Origin of the sequence: Streptomyces sp. NPDC101490, assembly GCF_044767145.1 — a bacterium.
GTDB lineage: Bacteria > Actinomycetota > Actinomycetes > Streptomycetales > Streptomycetaceae > Streptomyces.
Genome location: NZ_JBIWNI010000021.1, coordinates 110662 through 127558, shown reverse-complemented (window position 1 = coordinate 127558; position 16897 = coordinate 110662). Strand labels below are relative to the sequence as shown.

Here is a 16897-nt window from a genome sequence, read left to right as displayed (position 1 = left end):
GACGGTGGTGGCGATGACGGCTTCCTCGTCGCGGCAGGGGACGAAGAAGTGCCAGTCGAACGCGGTCGGGTCGCCGGGCCGGGAGGGTTCACGCCTGGTGTAGGCGTGGCGTGACCCGGCCCAGTAGACGAGGAAACCGGCGAGCAGCAGGAACGGGAAGACGTACAGCACGAGATGGAAGCTCATGGCGGTGCTCCGGGGGAGTCTCAGGCCGCGGTGGCGTGGGCGTGGCGGGGGGCCGGGACCGGCCGGTCCGCGCCCCGCTCGGCGACCAGGTCGCGGAGCAGGGCGGCGATCCGGTGGGACGCGGTGCCGTCGCCGTACGGGCTGGGCAGCGTGCCCAGGTGGCGCAGACCGAGGCCGCCCTCGGCGAGCCTGCGGCGGGCCGCCGCGCCGATGCCGGGGCCCGGCTCGACGAGGTCGGCGAAGTCGGTGAGGGACTCGGGCCGTTCGGTGGAGCGGCGGACGACGACGAGGGGACGGCCGAGGACGGTCGTCTCCTCCTGGACGCCGCCGGAGTCGGAGACGATCAGGGCCGCGTGCCGGGCCAGCGCCAGGAAGGTGCCGTATCCGGCCGGGGGCAGCACGGTGAGGCCGTCGAGGAGGTGCGCCAGACCGGTGGCCTCCACCCGGGCCCGGGTGCGGGGGTGCAGCGGGAGGACGACCGGCAGCTCGCGGGCGAGCGCGGCCAGCTCCGTCAGGACGGCGGCGAGGGCGGCCGGGTCGTCGGTGTTCTCCGGGCGGTGGACGGTCGCCAGGACGTAGCCGTCGGGGACGAGACCGCTGACGGCGAGCAGGCGGGCGCGCTCCTGCGGCGGCGGGAGGTGGTCGTGGACGGCTTCGACGACGGTGTTGCCGGTGACGGCGATCCGCTCGTCCGCGATGCCCTCGGCGAGCAGGAGGTCGCGGTTGTCGGGGGTGGCGGCGCAGAGGACGTCGGCGAGCCGGTCGATGAGGACCCGGTTGTGCTCCTCGGGCATGGCCCGGTCGTGGCTGCGCAGGCCCGCCTCGACGTGGACCAGGGGGAGGTCGCGGGCGTTGGCGGCGAGCGCGCCGGAGAGCGCGGCGTTGGTGTCGCCCTGGACGACGACCGCGAGCGGGGGATCGGCGGCGAACCGCTCGTCCAGACCGGCGAGCGCGGCGGCGACCTGCACGGCGCGCGGCTGCCCGCCGATCCCCGTCAGGTACTCGGGCTCGGGCAGTCCCAGTTCGTCGAGGAAGTCGCCGGAGAGGGCGTCGTCGTAGTGCTGGCCGGTGTGCACGACCCGGGCGGCCGGGCCCAGGACCCGGATCAGCTCGGCGAGCTTGACCAGCTCGGGGCGGGTACCGAGGACCACGGCGACACTGCGGGCGGGAAGGGGCTTCATACCCTTGAAGCTGCCGGGTGTCGGTCGCGCGCTGCGGTGGCGCACGGTTGCGACACGGTTGTCCCCGGTGTCCCGGGGGCCGCTGGGGGCCTCGGCCCGGGACCTTCGGCCCGCCGGACCCGGGACTTCCGTCCCGGAACGGGCGTGGCCCCGGTCACGGGAGGTCCTTCGGCCCGCGGCTCGGGGGGACGGTCCCGGGACGGGGGACGTACGGGGGCAGGGCGGCTGCCCCGGACCCCGCGGCGGTGAGTCCGGGGGCGTGGCGTTGGTGCCGGGGGCCGCGGGGTGTGAAGCCCTGACCGGGTACGGGTACGGGTACGGGCGGGGCCGCCGCCCGGTGCGGGCGGTGGCCGGGGCGGCTCGGGGCGGGTGCCGGGCGTCGGCGGCAAGGCGCGGCCCGGCTCGGGTGGCGCCGGAGACCGGACGCGGTTCCGTCCCGGTGCGCGGGGCCGTCACTCGTCCGGGCCGGGACCCTTCCTCGTACGGGAGGCGCTCTCGTAGCGGTAGCCGAGGCCCCGGACCGCCTCCAGCGGGTCGCGGGACCCGTCCCCGCCCGCCGTGCGGAGCTTGCGGCGGAGCCGGAGCACCGCGAACTTGACCCGGTCCCGGCCGATCGTCGTCGTGTCGTCCCAGACCTGGTCGAGGAGCTGCTCGGTGGTGACGACCCGGCCCCGGTTGCGGACCAGGAGCTGGAGCAGCCGGTACTCGATGTCGCTCAGCCGGATCTCGCTGCCCTGCCAGAGCGCCGCCCGCCGCTCCGGGACCAGCCGCATGTCCTCCTCCACCGCTTCCCCCGCCCACTGCCGGGGCCCCGACCTGCGCAGCAGCGCCTCCACCCGGGCCAGCAGCTCCTCGTGCGCGCACGGCTTGACCAGGTAGTCGTCGGCGCCCGACCGCAGCGCCCGCACCCGGTCGTCCACCTCCCCCAGGCCCGAGAGGACCAGGACCGGCAGGTCGCTCATGTCCCGGGTCCGGTCCAGCACCTCCCAGCCGTCCAGGGCGGGCAGCAGCAGATCGAGGACCATCAGGGAGGGACGTTCGGCGAAGAGCAGCCGCAGGCCCTCGCGGCCGTCGCCCGCGACGGACACCTCGTAACCGCGCCGGGCGAGCGTCACCCGCAGCGCCAGCGCCAGATCGGGGTCGTCCTCGACGATCAGGAGCCTGGTCATGGGCGGGAGAGGGGCAGCCGTACGGTGAACACCGCGCCCGGCCGGCCCTCGTGGTTCCGGACGGTGATCGTCCCGCCGTGCAGCCGTACGGTGTCGAGGGCGCCCGCGAGCCCGAGCCCGGTGCCCGGGTAGCCGCCGCGCCGGGCGTTGGGGGCCCGTACGAACGGCGTGAAGATCTCCTCGTGGTACTCCAGCGGCACCCCGATCCCGTCGTCGCTGATCTCGATCGTCCAGTGGTCGGCGGCCGGTCTGCCGACGACCTCCACGCGCCCCTCGGCCGGAGTGAAGCGCAGCGCGTTGCCCAGCAGCTCTTCGAGGGCGCCCGTGAGCAGCCCCCCGTCGGCGATCAGCGGCGGTCCGGCGACCGGGCACTCGGCCGCGATGTAGGGGCCGCCGCCCTCGGCCCGCTGGAGCGCCTCCAGGACCACCCGCTCGATCAGCTCGTGGACCAGGACCGGGCCGAGCCGGGGCTCGGGAGGGGGACCCCCGGAGGCCGTCCTCGGCAGCTGTTCGGCCACCGACCGCATCCGCTGGGCGCCGCGCCGGATGGCGCCGACGTACGCGGTCTGCTCCTGGCTGAGCGGGCCGCCCACCGGATCGAGGAGGAGTTCGGCGAAGCTCAGCACGGTGGCGAGCGGGGTGCGCAGCTCGTGCAGGGCCCGCCCGGCGAACGCGGCCCGCTCGTCGGCGAGCGCCGCCAGCTTCCGCACCTGCTCGTACAGGTTCTCCTCGGCCTCGCTCTGCCGCGTCACGTCCTCGACCAGCCACAGGTGCCCGTGGAGGAGGTTCCCGTCGGCGACGGGGGAGCGGCGGCGGCGCAGCGTCCGGCCGTCCCGCAGGTGGTAGTCGGTGGTGCGGGTGACGGGGCCGTGGGTCTCGCTCTCCTCCAGGAGCCTGCGCCGCTCCTCCGGCCGGTCCAGCAGTCCCGCGAGATGGCCGACGACCCGGTCCCGGGGGGTGCCGGGGGAGAGGTCGATCCCGGCGGGCAGCCGCAGGAGGGTGGCGAAGCGGTGGTTGACCCGGACCACCCGCAGCTCCCGGTCGAGGAGGAGCGCCGCCTGGGGGAGGGCGTCGAGGAGCGCGGCGGCGAGGGACAACTGCTCCGGTGAGGCTTCGTGCACGCCTCCGAGTCAAACAGCAAAAAGGACGAAGTGCCCGATGTCACAGCAGACGGGACTTCAGGTCCACCTCATCGGGACGAAAGACCCTGGATGATGGAGGGCATGTTCCGCCTCCCCGTCCTCCCCGCGCTCCGTCGTCGCGTGGACCGGTGGGCGGTGTCGCCCCGCGCGCTCGACGTGATCGCCGGGCTCAGCGCCTTCGGTCTGATGGTGCTGGACGTGCCGGGGCTCGCCCGCGCGGACAACTCCCTCAGCGGTGTCACCGCGACCCTCGTCCTGGCGGCCGGGGCGTCGGCGCTCGTGCTCCGGCGGCGGCTGCCGTGGGTCCCCTACGTGGTGGCGCTCGGCCTGATGGGCTGGCTGCACGAACTCACCATGATCCAGTTCGCCCTGTACACGCTCGGCCGGTACCGGGGGCGGCGCGCCGCCGTCGCCGCGACCCTGCTGTACGTCGCCGTCGCCTACGGACTCTTCCAGACGCCAGGCTGGCCCGCCCGGCACGGTGACACCCTCAGCGACTTCCTGAGCCTGGTCGTCCCGATCGGCGTCCTCGCGGCGGGCGTCGGCGTCGCCGCGTACCGGCACGACCTCGTCCACGCCCTGGAGGCGCAGCGCAGGGAGGCCGCCGCCCGGCAGGCCGTCCAGGAGGAGCGGATCTCGGTCGGCCGGGACGTCCACGACCTGGTCGGACGCGAGCTGACCGTGCTCGCGGTACGGGCCGAGGTCCTCGCCGTACGGGCCAGGGGGGACGCGCACCAGAAGGACTTCGAGGAACTGGCGGACACCGCCCGGCGCGCCCACCTGATGCTCAACGAGACGCTCGTGCGCCGCGCCGACCGGGACGCCGCCACCCCCGGTCTCGAAGGGCTGACCGTGCTGGCGGCGGAGAGCGAACGGATGGGCAGCCCCGTGGAGCTGGCCGTCGCGGCGGAGGCGAAGGCGCTGTCACCGCTGCGGCAGGCGGCCGTGCACCGGGTCGTCCAGGAGTGCCTGACGAACGCGGCCAAGCACGCGCCGGGCCTGCCGGTGACGGTCACGATCACCGTCGAGGGCCGTGATCTGCGCACCGAGGTCCGCAACCCGCTGCCGAAGACGCCGCCGGACCGGGCGCCCGTCTCGACCGGCACCGGTCTGTTCTCCATGGAGGAACGGGTCACGAGCATGGGCGGCACCCTGCGTGCCCGCCCGGGAGACGGCGTCTACACGGTGACGGCCCTGCTCCCGACGGGCCTGGACCGCTGAAGGGCCGCTCCTGAGGGGCGGCCCCGACGGGTCCCGTCCGGCGCGCCCAACGGGTCCCGTCCGGCGCGGGCGCCCCACCGGGCCCGTCCGGCGCGGGCGCCTCGCCGCCCCCTCCCGCCCGCCCGGCAGGGGCTCTCACCTCACCGTCTCCGCCTTCCCCAGGACCTGCTGGAGCGCGTCGAAGTCCTCCACGCAGCGGCCCGAGCCCAGGGCCACGCAGTCCAGCGGGTCGTCCGCCACGAAGACCGGGATGCCGGTCGCCGAGGCCATCCGCAGGTCGAGGCCCGGCAGCAGCGCCCCGCCGCCGGTGAGCACGATCCCGTACTCCATGACGTCCCCGGACAGCTCGGGCGGGCACTCCTCCAGCGTCACCCGGACGGCCGCGATGATCGCCTCCACCGGCTCGTCGAGCGCCTCCCGCACCTCCGGCACAGTCAGCTCCACCGTCCGGGGCAGCCCGCTGACCTTCTCCCGGCCCCGCACGGTGAACGTACGGCCCTCGCGCTCCTCCTCGCCCGGCACCGGCCAGGCGCTGCCGATCGCCACCTTCACGTCCTCGGCGGTCCGCTCGCCGATCAGCAGCGAGTGCGCCTTGCGGACGTAGTCGGTGACCGCCGCGTCCAGCCGGTCGCCGCCCACCCGGAGGGACTGGGCCGTGACGATCCCGCCGAGCGAGATCACCGCCACCTCCGTCGTACCGCCGCCGATGTCGACGACCATCGAGCCGCGCGGGTCGGAGACCGGAAGGCCCGCGCCGATCGCCGCCGCCATCGGCTCCTCGACGAGATGGACCGCGCGGGCGCCCGCCGAGAGCGAGGCGTGCACGATGGCCCGCCGCTCGACCTGGGTCACCCCGCTCGGCACGCACACCACCATCCGGGTGCGCGGGCGCCTGCGCCCGGGGAAGGCCTTGCGCACGAAGTGCCGGATCATCTCCTCGGCGGCCTCGTAGTCGCTGATCACGCCGTCCCGCAGCGGACGGACCGCGGTGATCGAGCCCGGGGTCCTGCCGATGGTCTCCTTCGCCTCCGTACCGACCGCGAGCGCGTGCCGGGAACCCTCCTGCATCGCCACCACGGACGGCTCGTTGAGCACGATGCCCCGCCCGCGCGCGTAGAGGAGCGTGTTGGCCGTGCCGAGGTCGATCCCTATGTCCATGATCGCCAAGTTTGCCCGGCGGGTGGGACGGACGGCGGGCCGAAGGTCCCGAAACGGCCGGGTCCATGGTCCTGTCGGTCGTGGTGTCGTGGCCGCTCCGTAGACTGGGCCCGTGAGTGAGCCCCGCGACCCGTCCGACACGCCCGACGCCTTCGACGCCATCGTCGACGACGAAACCACCCGTGATCCCGATCTGGCGGTGATCGAGGCCGGCAGCCGCACCCTGCGCACCCAGTCCGGGCCGCCGGTCGGCGACCCCGTGCCCGGCCGCCCCGAGGACCCGGAGCTGGACAAGGCCCTGCGCGAGGTGGAGACCGAGCTGTCCACCCGCTGGGGCGAGACCAAGCTGGAGCCCTCCGTCACCCGGATCGCGGCCCTGATGGACGTCCTCGGCGAGCCGCAGCGCGCCTACCCCTCGATCCACATCACCGGCACCAACGGCAAGACGTCCACGGCCCGCATGATCGAGGCGCTGCTCGGCGCCTTCGAGCTGCGCACCGGGCGGTACACCTCGCCGCACGTGCAGACGATCACCGAGCGGATCAGCCTGGACGGCGCCCCGATCTCCGCCCAGCGGTTCATCGAGACGTACCAGGACGTCAAGCCGTACGTGGAACTGGTCGACTCCCGCGAGGAGTACCGGCTCTCCTTCTTCGAGGTCCTCACCGCGATGGCGTACGCGGCCTTCGCCGACGCCCCGGTCGACGTGGCCGTCGTCGAGGTCGGCATGGGCGGCACCTGGGACGCGACGAACGTGATCGACGCGACCGTCGCCGTCGTCACCCCGATCGACCTCGACCACACCGACCGGCTCGGCGGCACGACCGGCGAGATCGCCGGGGAGAAGTCCGGGATCATCAAGCAGGACGCCACCGTCATCCTGGCCCAGCAGCCGGTGGACGCGGCGCAGGTGCTGCTGAAGAAGGCCGTCGGCGCGGACGCCACCGTGGCCCGCGAGGGCATGGAGTTCGGCGTCGTCTCCCGCGAGGTCGCGGTCGGCGGGCAGCTCCTGACCCTGCGCGGTCTGGGCGGCGAGTACGACAACGTGTTCCTGCCGCTGCACGGCGCCTACCAGGCGCACAACGCGGTGGTGGCGCTGGCCGCCGTCGAGGCCTTCTTCGGGATCGGCTCCCAGCACGCCAGGACCCTGGACGTGGACACGGTCCGTCAGGCCTTCGCCCGGGTGGCCTCGCCCGGCCGCCTGGAGATCGTCCGCTCCTCCCCGACGGTGGTCCTCGACGCCGCGCACAACCCGCACGGCGCGCGCGCCACGGCGGAGGGCATCGGCGAGGCCTTCGGCTTCTCCCGGCTCATCGGCGTGGTCTCCACGAGCGGCGACAAGGACGCCCGGGGCCTCCTGGAGGCCTTCGAGCCGATCTTCGCGGAGGTCGTGATCACGGCGAACTCCAACCCCCGGGCCACCGACGTGGACGCGCTCGCCGCGATCGCGGTCGAGGTCTTCGGCGAGGAGCGGGTCGTCGTCGAGCCGAGGCTGCCCGACGCCATCGAGGCGGCGATCACCCTGGCCGAGGAGGACGCCGAGTACGGCGGCGCGGGAGTCCTGGTGACCGGTTCGATCTTCACGGTCGGCGATGCCCGGCTGCTCCTCCGGAAGGGCTGAGCCCGATGCGTACGCTCTGTTCCTCGACGCTCATCGGCGAGTTCTTCGTGATCGGTTTCGCCGGTCTCGTGGCGATGAAGGACGACAGCCTCGCGATGTCCACCGTCTGGTGGGTCTGCGGTGTCGCCATGGTCCTGTCGGTGCTGCTGTGCGGCATGGTCACCCGGCCCGGTGGCGTGCAGCTCGGCTGGGCCCTCCAGATCGGCCTGGTCGCCAGCGGGTTCTTCGTCCCGACGATGTTCTTCCTCGGCGCGGTCTTCGCCGGACTGTGGTGGGCCTCGGTCCACTACGGGCGGCGGATCGACGAGGTGAAGGCGGGCTGGGCCGCGAACCAGGCCGCCGGGGCCTCGGCAGGGCCTGACGCTGCGTGACCGAGGGGGGTGCGGGGCCTGTAGCCTCGGAGGTCCCGCACACCGCTTTTCCGAAGGAGTTCCCCCGTGAGCCAGCGCACGCTCGTCCTGCTCAAGCCCGACGCCGTCCGCCGTGGCCTGGTCGGCGAGATCATCGGCCGCATCGAGCGCAAGGCCGGCTGGACCCTGGCGGCCCTGGAGCTGCGTGAGCTGGACCAGGAGACCCTGGAGCAGCACTACGGCGAGCACCGTGGAAAGCCGTTCTACGAGCCGCTGATGGGCTTCATGGCCTCCGGCCCGGTCGTCGCGCTCGTCGTCGAGGGCGAGCGGGTCATCGAGGGCGTCCGTCAGCTGGCCGGACCGACCGACCCGATCGCCGCCGCCCCCGGTTCGATCCGCGGCGACTTCGGCACCATCGTCCGCGAGAACCTGATCCACGCCTCCGACTCCGAGGAGTCGGCCCTCCGCGAGCTGAAGATCTTCTTCCCCGGCCTCGTCTGACCGGTACCGCTCGGCGGTCTCGTCCGGCCGGTACCGCCGCACTGGCGCCGCCGCACCGGCGCCGTCCGGACCGCGCACCGGCCCGTGCTGACCTGGTGTCAGCCGAACGCAGCACCCTGATGGGGCGACCGAAGGAATTCGGTCGCCCCCAGGCATATGAACGCCCATCCCGGGAACGGATCGCCGCGTCCTTCCGTCACCTGTACAGAGACGGACCACCGCGCGGTATCCGCGCCGGCGGCACTACGATGGAAAACTCCACGCCGCACCACTCTCAGCCATGGGAAACAAGGGGAACTCAATGTCGTTCATCGGCCGTGACATGGCTGTCGACCTCGGGACCGCCAACACGCTGGTGTACGTCAGGGGCCGGGGCATCGTCCTGAACGAGCCCTCCGTCGTCGCCATCAACACCAACACCGGTGGCATCCTCGCGGTCGGCGCGGAGGCGAAGAAGATGATCGGCCGCACCCCCGGCAACATCGTCGCCGTACGCCCCCTGAAGGACGGCGTGATCGCCGACTTCGAGATCACCGAGCGGATGCTCCGCTACTTCATCCTCAAGATCCACAAGCGCCGCTACCTGGCCCGCCCCCGGGTCGTCGTCTGTGTGCCCTCCGGTATCACCGGGGTCGAGCGCCGCGCCGTCATCGAGGCGTCCACGCAGGCCGGTGCCCGTCAGGTGCACATCATCGAGGAGCCCATGGCGGCGGCCATCGGATCGGGCCTCCCGGTCCACGAGGCCACCGGCAACATGGTCGTGGACATCGGCGGCGGCACCACCGAGGTCGCCGTCATCTCCCTCGGCGGGATCGTCACGGCGCAGTCGATCCGCGTCGCGGGCGACGAGCTGGACAACGCGATCATCCAGCACATCAAGAAGGAGTACTCGCTCCTCCTCGGCGAGCGCACCGCCGAACAGATCAAGATCACCATCGGTTCGGCGTACGACCTCGACAAGGACGAGCACACCGAGATCCGGGGCCGCGACCTCGTCTCCGGCCTCCCGAAGACCGTCGTCATCTCCGCCGCCGAGGTCCGCAAGGCCATCGAGGAGCCCGTCAACGCGATCGTCGACGCGGTGAAGACCACCCTCGACAAGTGCCCGCCGGAACTCTCCGGTGACGTCATGGACCGCGGCATCGTTCTCACCGGTGGCGGCGCCCTGCTCCGGGGCCTGGACGAGCGCCTCCGCCGCGAGACCGGAATGCCGATCCACATCGCCGAGGACCCGCTGGACTCGGTGGCGCTCGGCGCGGGCAAGTGCGTGGAGGAGTTCGAGGCCCTCCAGCAGGTCCTGGACGCCCAGCCGCGCCGCTGACGGCGGCGGGGCCGTCGCCGCCGCTCCACCCGCACAGCCGAACAACCGAAGAACCGGACCACGAGGAAAGGCACGGCCGCCGCACGTGAGGGACACACGAGAGAGCCGCCTGCTCCTGGTGCTGCTGATCGCCATCGCGTTCGCACTGATCACGGTGGACATCCGAGGCGGCCAGGAGTCACCCGTCGACGGTGCCCGACAGGCCGCGGCCGCGGTCTTCGGGCCCGTCGAGAACGGTGTGGCGGCCGCCGTCGATCCCATCGGCAACGCCATAGGAGCCGTACGGGACTCCGGTGAACGGCACACCAGGATCGCCGCCCTGGAGAAGGAGAACGCCGAGCTGAAGGCGCGGCTCGGCAGCGACGACCGCAACGGCAACCGGCTCCGCGAGCTCGACGCCATGCTGAAGACCGCGGGCGCCGGGCAGTACGGCATCAAGGGCGCGCAGGTCATCGCCATAGGAGCGGCCCAGGGCTTCTCCTGGACCGTCACCGTCGACGTCGGCGCCCGGGACGGCATCACCCGGGACATGACCGTGCTCAACGGCTCCGGACTCGTCGGCCGCGTCACCACCGTCGGCCCCTCGACCTCCACGGTCCTCCTCGCCAACGACCCCGACTTCACGGTCGGCACCCGGATGGAGAAGTCCGACGAACTCGGCTTCGCCACCGGCCAGGGCGACCGTCCGCTGCTCGTCCAGCTGCTCAACGGCAAGGCCAAGGTGAAGGCCGGGGACCGGCTCGTCACCTTCGGCTCCCGCGCCGACAAGCCCTTCGTGCCCGGCGTCCCGGTCGGCGAGGTCGTCCGCGTCGACCCCGCGGGCGGCGGCCTCACCCGCAACGTCTACGTCCGCCCGTACGTCGGCTTCACCAAGCTCGACATCGTCGGCGTCGTCGTCCAGGCCCCGCGCTCCGACCCGCGCGACACCGTCCTGCCGCAGAAGCCGAAGCCCGCGCCGACCGTCACGGTCACCGTCACACCGACCCCGGCGGACGGACAGCGCGACCCCGGCGGACAGCAGAACGCCCAGCCGCAGGACCAGGCACAGGGCCTCAAGCCCGGCCAGAACCCGCAGGCACCTCAGAACCAGAACCAGAACCCGCAGGCACCCCAGAACCAGAACCAGAACCAGCAGGCGCCGCAGGACCAGGGGGACGCGACACCGTGAAGTTCAACCGCATCCTCCTCTCCGCCACCCTGATCGTGGTGTCCATGGTCGTCCAGGTCTCCGTCCTGGCCCGGCTCCAGCTCCCCGGCGCCGTCCCCGACCTGGTGCTGCTGACCGTCGTCGGCCTCGCCCTGGTGTACGGACCCGTCAGCGGCTCCCTCATCGGCTTCGCCGCGGGCCTCCTCGCCGACCTCGCCCCGCCCGCCGACCACGCCGCCGGACGGTACGCCCTCGTCCTCTGCGTCGTCGGCTACCTCGTGGGCCTCGCCCGGCCCGAGAACGGCCGGCTGACCTCCGCGACCGGCCCGATGGCCGTCGTCGTCGCGGCGGCCGTCGGCTCCACCCTGCTGTACGCGGGCGTCGGCGCCCTCGTCGGCGACACCGCGGCCCGCCATGTCGGCCTGGGGTTCCTGCTGTTCACCGCGGCCGTGTACGACCTGCTCCTCGCGCCCTTCACGGTGCCGCTCATCATGGCGCTGGCCCGCCGCGCGGAGAACGACCCGCTCGCCGACGCGGGCGGCGGCAACGGCGCCGACGTGGCCTCCGGCTGGCTCTCCTCCGGCACCGGCCTGAGGATCGGCAACCAGCGCGGCGGCCTGCGCGTGAAGGCCGCCCGGGGCCGCGCCTCACGGGCCGGACGCATCAAGGGAGTCAAGCGACTGTGACCGAGGGGGCACCGGCGGTATGAGCAACATCCCCGAGACAGGGCGGACCCCCCGGGTCCAGATCCGGCTCGTCGTCATCCAGATCCTCGTCTTCTCGCTGCTGCTGACCCTGGGGGGCCGGCTCTGGTACCTCCAGATCCGCAACGGCAAGGAGTACACCGACGAGGCGAAGAACAACCACGTCCAGCAGGTCGTGCAGCCCGCCGTGCGCGGCTCCGTCCTCGACGCCCGGGGCGTCCCGCTCGCCGACAACGAGACCCGGCTCGTGGTCTCCGCGTCCCGCACCGAGCTGATGAAGATGAAGGACCGGGGCAAGGCCGTCCTCACCCGGCTCGCCGACGTCCTCGACATGAAGCCCGACGAGGTCATCAACAAGATCCGGCTCTGCGACTCCCAGACCCCCAAGCCCTGCTGGAACGGTTCGCCCTACCAGCCGATCCCGGTCACCGACGAGGCCACCACCCAGCAGGCCCTCCAGATCCGGGAACGCGCCGAGGACTTCCCCGGCATCACCGCCGAGCCCACCGCCGTACGCCGCTACCCGGCCCCCGGCAAGTCCCGCACCTCCCAGGTCCTCGGCTACCTCTCACCCGTCACCGACGCGGAGATCGAGAAGGCCAAGGACACCGACTCGCCGTTCCTCCGCTCCGACCAGGTCGGCCGCTCGGGCCTGGAGCGGACCTACGACAAGCAGCTGCGCGGCAAGGCGGGCGTCACCCGCTACGAGGTCGACAACCTCGGCCGGGTCATCGGCCGGGCCAAGAGCGACCCCGCCGTCCCCGGCTCCAACGTCGTCACCTCCATCGACGCCCGCGTGCAGGCGGTCGCCGAGTGGGAGCTGAACAACGCGATGGTCGAGGCCCGCAAGCTCTACGACAAGAACACCAGCGAGAACTACAAGGCCGACACGGGCGCCGTCGTCGTCATGGAGACGAAGACCGGCCGGATCGTCGCCATGGCCTCGCTGCCCGACTACGACCCCAACGCCTGGGTCGGCGGCATCTCCGCCAAGGACTACGCGGCCCTCACAGGCAAGGACTCCAACCTCCCGCTCCTCAACCGGGCCATCCAGGGCCAGGCCGCCCCCGGCTCGATCTTCAAGGTCATCCCGACCACCGCCGCCGTCAACGCGGGCTACGACTTCAACGGGCGCTACCCCTGCCCGTCCTCGTACTCCATCGGCAACCAGGTCTTCAAGAACTTCGAGTCCCAGGGCCACGGCAGCATCACCCTCGGCCAGGCCCTCGAAGTTTCCTGCGACACCGTCTACTACGCCCTCTCCCACCAGCAGTGGCAGAAGGACGGCGGCATGAAGCCGAAGAAGGACGCCAAGGACTGGTTCTACCGGACGGCCCACCAGTTCGGCCTCGGCGCCGAGACCGGCATCGACCTCCCCAACGAGGTCACCGGACGCGTCCCCGACCGCAAGTGGAAGCGGGACTTCTGGGCGGCCAACAAGGACTACTGGTGCAAGATCGGCAAGCGCGGCGGCACCTACGTCGAGCAGCTCTCGTACGAGAACTGCCTCGAAGGCAACCTCATGCGCGCCGGTGACTCCGTCAACTACTCCATCGGCCAGGGCGACACCCTCGTCACCCCCATCCAGATGGCCACCATCTACGCCGCCATCGCCAACGGCGGAACCCTCTGGAACCCCACCGTCGGCAAGGCGGTCGTCAGCCCCGACGGCAAGCGGATCACCGAGATCGAGCCCAAGTCGCACGGCAAGCTCCCGATGAACGCCAAGACGCAGGGATTGATAGAGCAGGCCCTCGCGGGAGTCGCGACCCGTGGCACCGCCGCCTGGCGATTCGGCGGCTGGCCGCAGGACAAGATCCCGATGCACGCCAAGACGGGCACCGCCGAGGTCTACGGCAAGCAGACGACCTCCTGGTTCGCCACGTACACCAGGGACTACTCGATCGTCATGACGATCTCCCAGGGCGGCACCGGCTCCGGCGCCTCCGGACCCGCCGTGCGCAACATCTACGACGCGCTCTACGGACTCGACGACGCGGGCAACCAGGACCTCAAGCGGGCCCTGCTGCCGCAGCCGCAGAAGAGCCTCCCCAGGATCGAGGCGGACGGCTCCATCGACGCCCCGAAGATCGGACCGTACGACCCCGAGGCCCAGAAGGTGGACCCGAACACGCCCCTCAGGACGCCCGGCGGCGCCCAGCCCCCGGCCGACCCCGCCCAGCCCGACCCCACGAAGCCCGACCCCGTCCAGCCCGGCCAGCGGGACCAGCAGGAACTCGCGGGCCCGCCCGCCGCCTGGCGGAGGGACTGACCCCATGAGCGCACCCCACGGCTTCTCCGTCTCCCGGTACGCCCCCGAGCGCGGCACGCTCGCGAAGCTGGCCGCCCGCGACTCGGTGGTCCGCCGCCTCGACTGGCCGATGCTGCTCTCCGCGCTCGCGCTCTCCGGGATCGGCGCGCTCCTCGTCTGGTCCGCGACCCGGGGCCGCACCGAACTCAACAACGGCGACCCGTACTACTTCCTTTTCCGGCACCTGCTCAACACCGGCATCGGCGTCGCCCTGATGATCAGCACGGTCTGGCTCGGCCACCGCACCCTGCGCGGCGCCGTCCCCGTCCTCTACGGACTCTCGATCGTGCTGATCCTCGCCGTCCTCACCCCGCTCGGCGCCACCATCAACGGCGCCCACGCGTGGATCGTCGTCGGCGGCGGCTTCTCCCTCCAGCCCAGCGAGTTCGTCAAGATCACGATCATCCTGATCATGGCGATGCTGCTGGCCTCCAAGGTCGACGCGGGGGACCAGCTCCACCCCGACCACCGCACCGTCGCCAAGGCCCTCACCCTCGCCGCGCTCCCCATGGGCATCGTCATGCTGATGCCCGACCTCGGCTCGGTCATGGTCATGATCGTCATCGTGCTCGGTGTGCTGCTCGCCTCCGGCGCCTCCAACCGCTGGGTCCTCGGCCTGATCGGCGCGGGCGTCCTCGGCGCGGTCCTCGTCACCGCCCTCGGCATGCTCGACGAGTACCAGATCAACCGCTTCGCGGCCTTCGCCAACCCCGACCTCGACCCCTCCGGCGTCGGCTACAACACCAACCAGGCCCGCATCGCGATCGGCTCCGGCGGCCTCCTCGGCGCCGGACTCTTCAAGGGCTCCCAGACCACCGGCCAGTTCGTCCCCGAACAGCAGACCGACTTCGTCTTCACCGTCGCGGGAGAGGAACTCGGTTTCGTCGGAGCGGGCCTCATCCTCGTCCTCCTCGGAGTCATCCTCTGGCGGGCCTGCCGCATCGCCCGCGAGACCACCGAGCTGTACGGCACGGTCGTCGCCGCCGGCATCATCGCCTGGTTCGCCTTCCAGTCCTTCGAGAACATCGGCATGACCCTGGGCATCATGCCGGTCGCGGGCCTCCCGCTGCCGTTCGTCTCCTACGGCGGCTCCTCCATGTTCGCCGTATGGGTGGCCATCGGACTGCTCCAGTCGATCCGCGTCCAGCGCCCGATGACCGCCTGAGCGCGGCCCGTCCGTCCCCCGGTCCCGCAGGGCAGGGCCTCCGGACCGGGCGCGAACCGGGGGAGACGGCCTAGATTCGAGACATGGCCGAGAGCGAGCGAGAGAGCCGACGCGAGACCGGGCGTGAGACCGGGCGCGGGAGCCGACGGGTGACCGGGCGGAGAAGCGGCGGGCGCGAGACCAAGCGCGAGATCGAGCGGAAGTACGAGGCCGCCCCGGACACCCCGGTGCCCGACCTCACCCGGGTCCCGGGGGTCGCCGGGGTCCTGGACCGGGGCGTCGTGGAACTCGACGCCGTCTACTACGACACGCCCGGCCTGCGCCTCGCCGCCGACGGCCTCACCCTGCGCCGCCGCACCGGCGGCGACGACGCGGGCTGGCACCTCAAGTTCCCCGTCGCCCCCGGCGTCCGCGACGAGATCAGGGCCCCGCTGGCCGACGCGCTCCCCGGCGAACTGGCGGAACTGCTGCGTTCCCGGCTCCGCCATGACCCGGCCGTCCCCGTCGTCCGGCTCCGCTCCGCACGGGACGTCCGCCACCTCGTCGCCGCCGACGGCACCCTCCTCGCCGAACTCTCCGTCGACACCGTCCGCGCCCGACGGCTCCCCGACGGCCCCCGGACCGCCTGGACCGAGATCGAGGCCGAACTCGCCGACGGCGCCGACCCCGCCCTCCTCGACGCCGTCGCCGCCCGCCTCCGCGAGGCGGGCATCCACCCCTCCGCCTCCACCTCCAAACTCGCCAGGGCCCTCGCCGAGACCGGCACACCCCCCGCCCCGGCCCCCGCCCCCGGCCCGCCCGGCACCGCCGGAGCCGCCGTCCTCTCCTACCTCCGCGCGGCGACCGACGCCCTCGTCACCTACGACCCCGCCGTCCGCCGCGACCTCCCCGACGCCGTCCACCAGCTGCGGGTCGCCTGCCGACGCCTGCGCGCCGCCCTGCGCACCCACCGGCGCCTCTTCGACCGGAACGTCACCGACCCCCTCGCCGCCGAACTGCGCTGGCTCGCCGGAGAACTCGGCGCCGCCCGCGACGAGGAGGTCCTCGGCGCCCGGCTGCGCGCCCACACCGCCGCCCTGCCCAGGACCCTCGTCCACGGCCCGGTCCGGGCCCGGCTGCGCCGCCGGAGCGGGACCCGGGGCGCCGAAGCCCGGCGGCGGGCCCTCGCGGCCCTCGACTCCCCCCGCCACCTCGCCCTCCTCGACGGCCTCGCCGCCCTCCTCGCCGATCCGCCCCTGCGCGGGGCCGCGCGGCGCGACGCGGGCGAGGCCCTCGCCCACGCCGTCCGCGCCGACCACGCCCGCCTCGCCGCCCGGATCGACCACGCCCTCGCCCTCGCCCCGGGACACGAGCGCGACCTCGCCCTCCACGAGGCCCGCAAGGCCGCCAAACGCCTCCGGTACGCGGCCGAGGCCGCCCGCCCGGCCCTCGGGAAACCGGCCGGGCGCCTGGCGGACCGGGTGAAGGCCGTACAGGGCCTGCTCGGCGAGCACCAAGACGCCGTCGTCGCCCGCGCCGCCCTGCGCGGCCTGGCAGCCGACGCCCGCGCCGCCGGGGAACCCTCCTTCACCTGGGGACTCCTCTACGGGCGGGAGGAAGCCGCCGCCGCGACCGCCGAGCGGGAACTGCCGGAGGCCTGGGCCCGCGCCGCGGACGCCGGAATCGGGGCGGCTCGGAGGCGCTGAGCACCGGGGTACGCTTGAGAGTCGCCCCCTGCCAG

At 73.0% G+C, this 16897-nt stretch carries 14 protein-coding genes and 1 pseudogene; 10 read left to right on the top strand and 5 right to left on the bottom strand.

All coding sequences use genetic code 11. The annotated features are described in order from the left end of the window. The 4 genes and pseudogenes from ACIRQY_RS28940 to ACIRQY_RS28925 all read right to left on the bottom strand — a co-directional run. Positions 1-186, bottom strand: a pseudogene (locus ACIRQY_RS28940) (glycosyl transferase); the annotation flags it as partial. A 20-nt stretch (positions 187-206) separates the two neighbouring features. Next, a complete protein-coding gene (wecB, locus tag ACIRQY_RS28935) occupies positions 207-1367 on the bottom strand; it encodes a non-hydrolyzing UDP-N-acetylglucosamine 2-epimerase (protein ID WP_403930676.1) in 1161 nt (386 codons plus the stop codon). Positions 1368-1819: 452 nt separating this feature from the next. Further along, positions 1820-2536, bottom strand: a complete 717-nt coding sequence (locus tag ACIRQY_RS28930; protein WP_351792773.1) for a response regulator transcription factor — start codon at positions 2534-2536, stop codon at positions 1820-1822. Then, positions 2533-3657 (bottom strand): sensor histidine kinase, encoded by a 1125-nt coding sequence (locus ACIRQY_RS28925; RefSeq protein ID WP_403930674.1) that lies wholly within the window; start codon positions 3655-3657, stop codon positions 2533-2535. Before ACIRQY_RS28925 ends, ACIRQY_RS28930 begins: the two co-directional genes overlap by 4 nt. 102 nt (positions 3658-3759) lie before the next feature. Between ACIRQY_RS28925 and ACIRQY_RS28920 the strand changes: the two genes are divergently transcribed. Next, entirely contained in the window at positions 3760-4899 is a 1140-nt protein-coding gene (locus ACIRQY_RS28920) for a sensor histidine kinase (RefSeq protein ID WP_403930672.1), read from the top strand. A gap of 135 nt (positions 4900-5034) precedes the next feature. Here ACIRQY_RS28920 and ACIRQY_RS28915 read toward each other — a convergent pair whose 3' ends face one another. Beyond that, positions 5035-6057: a rod shape-determining protein gene (locus tag ACIRQY_RS28915; RefSeq protein WP_403930670.1), complete on the bottom strand. Its 1023-nt coding sequence runs from the start codon at positions 6055-6057 to the stop codon at positions 5035-5037. A 112-nt stretch (positions 6058-6169) separates the two neighbouring features. Here ACIRQY_RS28915 and ACIRQY_RS28910 point away from each other — a divergent pair, with 112 nt between their 5' ends. The 9 genes from ACIRQY_RS28910 (at position 6170) to ACIRQY_RS28870 (ending at position 16862) form a co-directional block, all read left to right on the top strand. Then, positions 6170-7678 (top strand): bifunctional folylpolyglutamate synthase/dihydrofolate synthase, encoded by a 1509-nt coding sequence (locus ACIRQY_RS28910; protein ID WP_403930668.1) that lies wholly within the window; start codon positions 6170-6172, stop codon positions 7676-7678. Between the two features lie 5 nt (positions 7679-7683). Beyond that, a complete protein-coding gene (locus ACIRQY_RS28905) occupies positions 7684-8049 on the top strand; it encodes a DUF4233 domain-containing protein (protein ID WP_351792787.1) in 366 nt (121 codons plus the stop codon). Positions 8050-8115: 66 nt separating this feature from the next. After that, positions 8116-8529 (top strand): nucleoside-diphosphate kinase, encoded by a 414-nt coding sequence (ndk, locus tag ACIRQY_RS28900; protein WP_351792789.1) that lies wholly within the window; start codon positions 8116-8118, stop codon positions 8527-8529. Between the two features lie 301 nt (positions 8530-8830). Beyond that, entirely contained in the window at positions 8831-9850 is a 1020-nt protein-coding gene (locus ACIRQY_RS28895; RefSeq protein ID WP_125753625.1) for a rod shape-determining protein, read from the top strand. 85 nt (positions 9851-9935) lie between these two features. Continuing rightward, positions 9936-11018 carry a rod shape-determining protein MreC gene (gene mreC, locus ACIRQY_RS28890; protein WP_403930665.1) on the top strand — a complete coding sequence of 361 codons (1083 nt, stop codon included), beginning with the start codon at positions 9936-9938 and terminating at the stop codon, positions 11016-11018. After that, entirely contained in the window at positions 11015-11683 is a 669-nt protein-coding gene (mreD, locus tag ACIRQY_RS28885) for a rod shape-determining protein MreD (RefSeq protein ID WP_351792795.1), read from the top strand. Before mreC ends, mreD begins: the two co-directional genes overlap by 4 nt. A 19-nt stretch (positions 11684-11702) precedes the next feature. Beyond that, positions 11703-13973 carry a penicillin-binding protein 2 gene (gene mrdA / locus ACIRQY_RS28880; RefSeq protein ID WP_403930663.1) on the top strand — a complete coding sequence of 757 codons (2271 nt, stop codon included), beginning with the start codon at positions 11703-11705 and terminating at the stop codon, positions 13971-13973. Between the two features lie 4 nt (positions 13974-13977). After that, positions 13978-15177 (top strand): rod shape-determining protein RodA, encoded by a 1200-nt coding sequence (rodA, locus tag ACIRQY_RS28875; RefSeq protein ID WP_403930661.1) that lies wholly within the window; start codon positions 13978-13980, stop codon positions 15175-15177. Positions 15178-15260: 83 nt separating this feature from the next. Beyond that, positions 15261-16862, top strand: coding sequence for a CHAD domain-containing protein (locus tag ACIRQY_RS28870; RefSeq protein ID WP_403930659.1), 1602 nt, complete (start codon positions 15261-15263; stop codon positions 16860-16862). Positions 16863-16897: the final 35 nt, after the last annotated feature.